Genomic DNA, 352 nt, shown 5'->3' with positions numbered 1-352 from the left:
TACCGCGTATTGCAGGCGGCCGGCAGCGTCGTAGAGCGTGTGGCTAGCTTGGTCTTGCGGATTCGCCGGCCGTTGCCCTAGGTAGGCGCTCAGCGTGTCCGCCGTCCACTGTCCGCCGTTCACCGGCACCCCGGCCAGCGTCGCCTGGATCGGTTCCCCCGCGCCCGTCCAGGCGCCCAGTCCGCGCTCGAAGCCGTCCTGCAGCACCAGGCCTTGTTGCGCGCTGCTCACCGACACGTCGTCGAACAGCACCGCGTGGCCGGCGGCGTGATGTGCACCGTCGCGGTCGCCGTACAGATAGACGCTCAGGTCGGCCGCTTCGCTCAGCGTCATGCTCACCGTCAGCTTGCGC

General features: G+C 69.6%; 1 protein-coding gene. It reads right to left on the bottom strand.

The window, feature by feature from the left end; genetic code table 11:
• On the bottom strand, window positions 1-352 hold a 352-nt coding region (locus C2I19_RS22145), incomplete at both ends, for a hypothetical protein (RefSeq protein ID WP_158253780.1).

This window comes from Chromobacterium alticapitis, from assembly GCF_002924365.1.
GTDB classification, from domain to species: domain Bacteria; phylum Pseudomonadota; class Gammaproteobacteria; order Burkholderiales; family Chromobacteriaceae; genus Chromobacterium; species Chromobacterium alticapitis.
The sequence above is the reverse complement of the archived record's forward strand: the minus strand, read 5'-3'. Positions and strand labels throughout refer to the sequence as shown.